Annotated in this window: 6 protein-coding genes; 3 read left to right on the top strand and 3 right to left on the bottom strand. The window is 26.1% G+C overall.

Annotated features, from left to right (window positions below; translation table 11 throughout):
* Window positions 1-282: 282 nt before the first annotated feature.
* Window positions 283-846 carry a DUF4352 domain-containing protein gene (locus tag CLTHE_RS13330; RefSeq protein ID WP_080023888.1) on the top strand — a complete coding sequence of 188 codons (564 nt, stop codon included), beginning with the start codon at window positions 283-285 and terminating at the stop codon, window positions 844-846.
* A 43-nt stretch (window positions 847-889) separates the two neighbouring features.
* Here the strand turns inward: CLTHE_RS13330 and yunB are convergent, their stop codons facing one another.
* Complete coding sequence (gene yunB, locus CLTHE_RS13325; RefSeq protein ID WP_080023887.1) at window positions 890-1,570, bottom strand: sporulation protein YunB; 681 nt, start codon at window positions 1,568-1,570, stop codon at window positions 890-892.
* 99 nt (window positions 1,571-1,669) lie between these two features.
* Here yunB and CLTHE_RS13320 point away from each other — a divergent pair, with 99 nt between their 5' ends.
* Together CLTHE_RS13320 and CLTHE_RS13315 are read left to right on the top strand one after the other, a co-directional pair.
* On the top strand, window positions 1,670-4,360 hold the full coding sequence (locus CLTHE_RS13320; RefSeq protein WP_143324083.1) for a transglycosylase domain-containing protein: 2,691 nt from the start codon (window positions 1,670-1,672) through the stop codon (window positions 4,358-4,360).
* 232 nt (window positions 4,361-4,592) lie between these two features.
* Window positions 4,593-5,996, top strand: a complete 1,404-nt coding sequence (locus CLTHE_RS13315) for an alanine/glycine:cation symporter family protein (RefSeq protein WP_080023886.1) — start codon at window positions 4,593-4,595, stop codon at window positions 5,994-5,996.
* Window positions 5,997-6,022: 26 nt separating this feature from the next.
* Here the strand turns inward: CLTHE_RS13315 and CLTHE_RS13310 are convergent, their stop codons facing one another.
* A complete protein-coding gene (locus tag CLTHE_RS13310; RefSeq protein ID WP_080023885.1) occupies window positions 6,023-6,865 on the bottom strand; it encodes a hypothetical protein in 843 nt (280 codons plus the stop codon).
* Window positions 6,866-6,980: 115 nt separating this feature from the next.
* Entirely contained in the window at window positions 6,981-8,057 is a 1,077-nt protein-coding gene (locus CLTHE_RS13305; RefSeq protein ID WP_242945650.1) for a GNAT family N-acetyltransferase, read from the bottom strand.
* Window positions 8,058-8,294 lie beyond the last annotated feature (237 nt).

Raw genomic sequence — 8,294 nt, 5'->3', positions numbered from 1 at the left:
TTATTAAACTATTAGTACTTTTTGTAAATAACTAATTATATTTCTATTTATTATATATTTTGGTTTATAACTTTACAATAAATTCAAATTTTCAAAATAATTTTTTCAATTTTAATATAATAGCTTTATATTTATTAATTAGATTTAGTTAATAATGCAATTTAGTAAAATTTTTTTAATACATATCTTTTTTTATAATCCTTTTAATAATATTTTTTCTTTAAATATATTTTTAATAATTGATAAAATGTATGTAAGAAAAATTTACAGGGGGAATTTTTAATGTCTGAAAATGTTAATAATAAAAAATCAAAAAAACTTGAAGTTTTTATTGGAGTAATTATTATAATTTTAATATTTGTATTTGCTATTTACGATTATAATTCTACTCCAAAATCAATTTCTAACAAAGAAGTTACTACTTCTTCAAGTATATATAAAATTGGTCAAACTATTAAAATAGGGGATTACAATATTACTATAGATTCACTTAATAATACTAAGACTATAGGTAAAAATACTTATACTACACCAAATAATTTTTCAATTGTAAAAGTAACATTAGAAAATATTACTGATAATAAAATAGAAGGTTTTAAAATAAAAGATAATCCTAATCTATTTACTCTAAATTATGATAACAGTAATTACACTATTGATTTTAATCATACAGTTGATGCAAATAATGTTCATAATACAACTAATTCATTTAATATATTAGATGGAACAAATTTAAGTCCACATACTAAATATTCATTCTATTTAGTATTTACTACTTCACAACCAGTAGAAACTGGTATTTTATCAGTTAATATAAATCAAGAAATTGCAAAAATTCATATTTAAAGTAAAAAAGACCTAATTTAATTAAAAGATTAGGTCTTTTTATTTAATTTTTACCTATTGCTTGAAAATTTTCTTTCCCAAAACTTCCAAGATCAATTGCAGTATTTGGAATCTTTCCAACAGTTATTGCATCTGCCAAAGGAACTTCTGTTTTAACAGATATTTCTTCCATATAAAGCGGAACTTGTACATTTAATTTTGCTTCCACTTCTAAACTAACAGTATATCTAGTTTGATTTATCCCTGCACTCTCAAAATTAGCTACAAACTTTGTTGATACATTTCCTATTGGATCAACATTTACTTTTATATCTGGTCCAAATTCATAATAAATACTACTATTTGTTACCCACCCAAATGGAATTTTTATTCCTTCTGATCTCATTTTATCTAAAGCTTCATTACACTTTTTAGATATTATTGCATTTAATTTATTTAATTTCATAGTATTTGCTTTAATCATATTTATGTTTCCTTCTTTATCAGTTGATATGTCTAAAACACTTTCTCTTATAAATAATTCATTATATGCTTCCATACTTACATCACTTATTAACTGGGTTGTTTTATTTTTCATAGTTAATTTTGCAATTTCAAAAACATTTGGCATAACTTTTTTATCAAAAATCATAAAAGCTAAATTAATAATTAAAATCATCAATAATATAATTAACATCCATGGCTTTATCTTTCTTCTCTTCTTTTTACAAGTATAATATTCCATAAATCACCTTTATTTATTTCTCTATTGTTTTCCTACTAATATAATTATGTTATAATTGTATGGAATATTATTTTTAACACTAAAATTTAGGAGGGACAGATGGCAAAAGATAATATCTCAAACAATCGAAGAGATGGCCAAAACACAGGTCCACGTAAAACAAATATTTCTCGTGGAAAACCTAATGGCATAAATGTGGATAATAAAAATAAAACAAATTCTAAAAGACGCAAATCTAAAAAATCTAAAGATAAATCCCAAAATAAAAAGGGAAAGAAAATTCTAAAATATTCACTTATTTCAATACTACTTTTAATCTTATCTGCTAGTGTAGTTGGATTGGGTTATATATTTGCAATTATAAAAACAGTTCCTGAAATAGATGTAGAAAAAATTAAACATGGCAATCAACCTTCATCTTTCTATAGTAAAGATGAAAAATATATTGATACACTAAACGTTGCTGATAAGACTAAAACTACTTTACAATCTAATGAAATACCACAAAACTTAAAAAATGCAATTGTATCTATTGAAGATGAAAGATTTTATGAACATAGTGGTATAGATGTAAAAAGATTAGCTGGTGCTGTTTTATATGATGTTAAATATTATTTAACTGGTAAAGGAGGACTTCAAGGTGCTTCTACTTTAACTCAACAATTAATAAAGAACACTATGCTTACAAACGAACAAAAAATTGAAAGAAAAGTAAAAGAAATATACTTAGCTATGCAATTAGAAAATCATATGACTAAAGATGAAATATTAACTGCATACTTAAATAATTTCCCAGTTGGTGGAACTTCATATGGTGCCCAAGCTGGTGCTAAATATTATTTTAATAAAAATGCTAAAGATTTAAATTTAATAGAATGTGCTTATTTAGCAGGAGTGACACAAGCAACTAATACTTATAATGCATATATTTCTGAAAATGTACAGAACCCAAAAAGATATATCGATAGAACTAAAACTGTTCTTATGAAAATGAGAGAACATGATTATATTAATGAAGAAACATATCAAAAATCATTAAAAGATTTAGATAATGGAAAACTTAAATTTGAACGTGCTTATGTTGATTATAGACTTAAATATGAATGGGCACTTGATCCTGCTTTAGATCAAGTAAAAAAAGATTTAAAATCTAAATATAAATATACAGATGAAGAAGTAAATAATATAATATCTACTGCTGGATTAAAAATATTTACTACTATAGATACTCAACTTCAAGACAATGTTCAAAAAATTCTTGATAATTACAGTAATTTCAATATGTATGGAGCTGATACTAAGAATAAAGATGGTGTTCCTCATCTTCAAGCATCTGCTACTGTTACAGATTATAGAACTGGAGAAGTTCGTGCTATTGTAGGTGGACGTGGAAATCAAGGAGCAAAATCTACTAATAGAGCTTATAATGCTCTAAGATCTGTTGGATCATCTATAAAACCATTAACTTCTTATGGACCTGCTATTGACCAAAAAGTTTTAACAGCAGCTTCTGTTATTGATGATTCACAAAATGAAAATATAAAGAAAATATATGGTGGAGAATTAAAAAATTCACCAAACTCTTATAAAGGACTTTTATCATTACGTGAATCTCTAAAATATTCAAGTAATATTGGTTCTGTTTTAACAGCTAATTCAGTTGGAGCTAAAACTGGTATTAATTATGGTGAAAAAGTTGGATTAAAATTTAATGATAAATCAAAAGGACTTTCGGCTGTTGGTCTTGGCCAATTTAATAATGCATCTAATGATATTGATGGTGGAAATACATTTGTTATGGCTTCTGCTTATGGAATCTTTGGTAATGGCGGAGTTTATATAGAACCAAAGCTTTACTCTAAAGTTCTAGATAGGGATGGAAATGTAATATTAGAAGCTAAAAAAGAAAAAACCAATGTTCTTTCACCACAAGCTGCTTATATTCTTTATGATATGTTAAAAGGCCCAATAACTTATAACGCATCATATGCTAAATTTGGTTCTATGCCTGTAGCGGGTAAAACTGGTACTACTGATAGTAACAAAGATTATTGGTTTGCTGGCTTAACACCTCACTATAGTGCAGCTGTTTGGGTTGGTTATGATAATCAAAGACAAATAAATGGTGGTGGATCTGGACAAACTGCGGCTTCCCTTTGGGGTAAAATAATGAATATTGCTAATGCTGGATTAAGTACTACTGATATAAATATGCCTAGTGGAATTGTAAAAACTTCTGTTTGTATGGATTCAGGTAAATTACCTACATCCCTTTGCAAAAGAGATCCTAGAGGAAATAGAATAAGAACTGAAATGTTTATATCTGGTACTCAACCTACTGGATATTGTGAAACTCATGTTGAAGCTGAAGTAAATAGCCAAAATAATCTTCTTGCTAATGCAAATACTCCACCTAACTTAAGAGTTATGAAAGTATTTATAAAGAAAGATTATCCAAATGCTAATACTGCTGACAGTAAATATGTTTTACCAACATCATATGATAATAGTAAATATGAAGAGCCTAAAGAGGAAGATAATAATGAAAAATTAGAAGAGGAAAATAATGAAGTTACTCCACCTTCTTCAGAAAATGTAACTGAAGGTGATAGTGGAAATTCTGAAGGTGGAACTGATAATAAACCAAGTGGTGATACTACACCACCTGCTACTAATACACCTCCACCTGCTAATACTAATCCACCTGCTACTAATGCAACTCCACCTACTAATACTCAATCTACTAATTCAAATAGATCAAAACCAAATAAATTTGATATAGCAGCTTAACATTCCAAAATACTACCTTTAATTAGGTAGTATTTTTTTATTTATTAAATTTAATTTTAAAAACATTTTATAATTTGCATTAACCAAAAACACTTCTTGCATTTTAATCCTATTTAATTTATTTTTTTCTTTTATAAGAACTTTTTTTGCATAATTAGAATTATTTTATTGCATTTTAATCTTATTTAATATAAAATGTATATTAAATAATATATGTAGGGGGTATTAAATAATGGATGCTTTAAATTCTATTATTATTAGTTTTAATGATTTCTTGTGGACATACATTTTAATAGCTATGTTACTAGTTCTTGGTTTATATTTTTCAATTAAAACTAATTTTGTTCAATTTAGATACATAAAAGAAATGTTTAGACTTTTAGGGGATGGTATAGGAAATAAAAATAAAAAAGGAAGTATTTCTTCTTTCCAAGCTTTTTGTATCAGCACTGCTTCTAGAGTTGGTACAGGTAATTTAGCAGGTATAGCTATTGCTATAGCAGCTGGAGGCCCTGGAGCAATTTTTTGGATGTGGCTTATTGCACTTCTTGGTTCTGCTTCTAGTTTTATAGAATCTACACTTGCTCAAATTTATAAAGAAAAAGATGTTGATGGTACTTTCAAAGGTGGACCAGCTTATTATATGGAAAAAGGTTTAAATAAAAAATGGATGGGAGTATTATTCTCAATTCTTATAACTATATCATTTGGATTAGTCTTTAATGCTGTTCAAGCTAATACAATAACTGCATCTTTTCATGAAGCATTTAATGTAAATGAAATAGTAGTAGCAATAATTCTTTCACTAATAACTCTTTTTGTAATATTTGGTGGTGTACATAGAGTTGCTAAAGTATCTGAAGTTATTGTTCCTATAATGGCAGTTGCATATATTTTAGTAGCTTTATTTATAATATTAATTAACTCCTCTAAATTACCAGAAACTATTACTTTAATTTTTGAAAATGCTTTTGGATTTAGGCAATTTACAGGTGGTACTCTTGGCGGAATAATTTTAATTGGTGTTAAGAGAGGTCTTTTCTCTAATGAAGCTGGTATGGGAAGTGCTCCTAATGCAGCAGCAACAGCTTCAGTTTCTCATCCTGTAAAGCAAGGATTAATTCAAACATTAGGAGTTTTTACTGATACTTTAATAATCTGTAGTTGTACTGCTTTTATTATACTTTTATCAGGAGTTGATTATACTTCAGGAAGTATTGATGGAATCCAACTTACTCAACGCGCTCTTAGTTCTCAAGTTGGTTCTTGGGGAAATATATTTATTGCTATCTGCATTTTATTATTTGCATTTAGTTCAATTGTTGGTAATTACTATTATGGAGAATCCAATATATCATTCTTAACATCTAAAAAAAGATATATTTTCCTTTATAGAATCTTTGTTGTTTTTATGGTATTTTTCGGATGTTTAGCTAAAGTTTCTATAGTTTGGAATTTAGCTGATGTATTCATGGGATTCATGGCAATAGTAAATTTAATTGCAATATTTCTTCTTAGTAAAATTGCTTTTGCAGCTCTTAAAGATTACACTGAACAAAAGAAAAAAGGAATCAAAGATCCTATATTTAAGAAAGAGTCTATTGAAGGTTTAGAAAATATTTCTGAATGGGAATAAAAAAAGCACACAAATTAGTGTGCTTTTTATTTTTCTTCATAACTACTATGCTCAACTTCTTTAACAATATTAATTATTTCTCCTTTATCAGTAGTTACAAAGTAATCATATTTCTCTTTCCCTCCTTTACTATTTAATAATTCTACTGTAATAATATAAACTAATTTACTTTTTTCTTTTACATCATTTTTACTATAATAAGCTATAGAAGCTTCATCTTTTATACTCACATTACTATTTGTTTCTTCCAGCTTAACTTTAACAATCTTTTTAGCTTCTTCTTCACTTATCTTTATTTTTGTTTCTCTAATTTTAATGCTCTCTACTCTATTTATATATCCCACTAATTCCCCAGTTTCTTTATGAATATTTAATACAACTTCTATTCCATAATAAGGATATCCATTTATAATTCTTTGAAATTTTAGTGCATAATAAGGTAATTTTTCTCTGTCTTTATTTTTTACTTCGCCAATACATAAATATTTATTATTACAAAGCTTATTTAAATATGTTTCTCCTAAATTTATAGCTTTATTAATATTTATTTCACTTTTTGGGTTTCCATATTTATTATTTGTAAAAGCTACCAATTCATATTTATCATTTAATTCTAACGTATATTTTTCATTGCTTATTTTATATAATTTTATTTTTCCTTTTTTATTTACTCTAGACACTGTACTTGTATAATTGCTTTCTTCTAAACTATCTATTATTTTTTCTTCTTCCATAAACTTAAGTATCTTCTTTGAACAACGTACCTCTTTATTTAGTTGATAATCATTTAAAAATAAAAAAACAACTATCGTTATCAATATAGCTAAACTTAAATACATAAATTTAGAATTTTTTAAATTCCTATACATATTTCCTCCAATTTAATTATAGAAGTTTAAATTAAACGTTCTATCTTAAATCTAATCATTATATTATATGTATATTATAAAAATAAAAAAATAGGACAATGTATATAAAATTGTCCTATTTTAACCCCAATTCACTTTTAATTTTTTCTTCTATTTCTCCACCGCAAACCTTTTTTACGATATTTAAGCAAAGCTCTAATGTTCCCATAAGATTTGTGCTTAACATTATTTTTCCATTATCTATATAATTTTTATTTAGTATTCTAAGTGTTCTTTTTTCTTCATCTAAAAGTAATTTTATCCAATTTCCATTTGGTACAAAAACTCCATTTAATTCTTTGCATTTAACTAAATAACTTATTCCTTCAGAAAATGCACAAATATAATCACATTCTATATAATTTTTCAGAATATAGTCTATTACATTTTTAGAATTTTCTTTTGTATCAATCCCACCAGGAATTATTATTATATTAGGTTTTTGTTCACTTCTAGAACTTCTTTTTATTTCTATTCCTGAATTTCCTTTTATCTTATCTATAAAAGAAACACTTGAAGTATTAAAAATATCTTCTTTAGCTACCTTATTAGCCTTATTAAATATTTCAAAAGGCATTGAATAGTCTAAAATATTCATTTCATCTAAAACTAATACTTCAACATATTTTTTAGATCCTTTGTTAGAATTAAAAAACTTTTCTTTAGTTATTCTACAGGTAATTCCTTCCTTTGCTTTTCCTATTTGTTCAAATTTAAATTTTTTAGAGAGTTCTATTCCTTTTTCAGTTCTAACTGTATCCATCATTATATTACCTCCAAACTCTTGGAAATAATATTCTAATAACAGATTTATTGCTTCTTTACCATATCCTCTTCTTCTATGTTTATCATGAACCTTTATATTAAACCTTGCAGTTTTAGTTACAAGATCATATCCATGAAAGCTTACTTCTCCAACTGGTATATCTTTATTATTGTATATTAAACAGTAAAAATTCTTACCATCTGATGGGCTAACCATCTTTTTATAAAATGGCTCCCATTTATCTTCACTAAAATTAAAAACCCCACCAATGTCTTCCATAGTGGCTTCATCACTCCAAAGTTCAGATACATACGCCATTTCACTATATTCAGGTTGCTTTATATATACTTTCTTACCATTCCTTCTATACAGGCCTTCACTTTTCATATCTTTCACTTTTATTCTCCTCTCTTCATTTAATAATATTATATCAAAATTATGTAGCTTTTTTCCACTACTTAAGACTATTTATTTAAATATATTTGGAATTTTTTTCTTTTAAATTTTATTATTAAATTATTTTTTAAATTAATTTTAACTTGATTAGTATTTGTAAACTTTTAGAAGGCTTTTTTTAAACAAATTTATTCAGTTATCTCTACCAACCCACTATTACTAATAACT

It is taken from the genome of Clostridium thermobutyricum DSM 4928 (genome assembly GCF_002050515.1).
GTDB lineage: Bacteria > Bacillota > Clostridia > Clostridiales > Clostridiaceae > Clostridium > Clostridium thermobutyricum.
The sequence above is the reverse complement of the archived record's forward strand: the minus strand, read 5'-3'. Positions and strand labels throughout refer to the sequence as shown.

Bases quoted from the DNA above. Each gene is read 5' to 3' on its own strand.
- CLTHE_RS13330 (WP_080023888.1), top strand. From the start codon at position 283: ATGTCTGAAAATGTTAATAATAAAAAATCAAAAAAACTTGAAGTTTTT.
- yunB (WP_080023887.1), bottom strand. From the start codon at position 1,570: ATGGAATATTATACTTGTAAAAAGAAGAGAAGAAAGATAAAGCCATGG.
- CLTHE_RS13320 (WP_143324083.1), top strand. From the start codon at position 1,670: ATGGCAAAAGATAATATCTCAAACAATCGAAGAGATGGCCAAAACACA.
- CLTHE_RS13315 (WP_080023886.1), top strand. From the start codon at position 4,593: ATGGATGCTTTAAATTCTATTATTATTAGTTTTAATGATTTCTTGTGG.
- CLTHE_RS13310 (WP_080023885.1), bottom strand. From the start codon at position 6,865: ATGTATAGGAATTTAAAAAATTCTAAATTTATGTATTTAAGTTTAGCT.
- CLTHE_RS13305 (WP_242945650.1), bottom strand. From the start codon at position 8,057: ATGAAAAGTGAAGGCCTGTATAGAAGGAATGGTAAGAAAGTATATATA.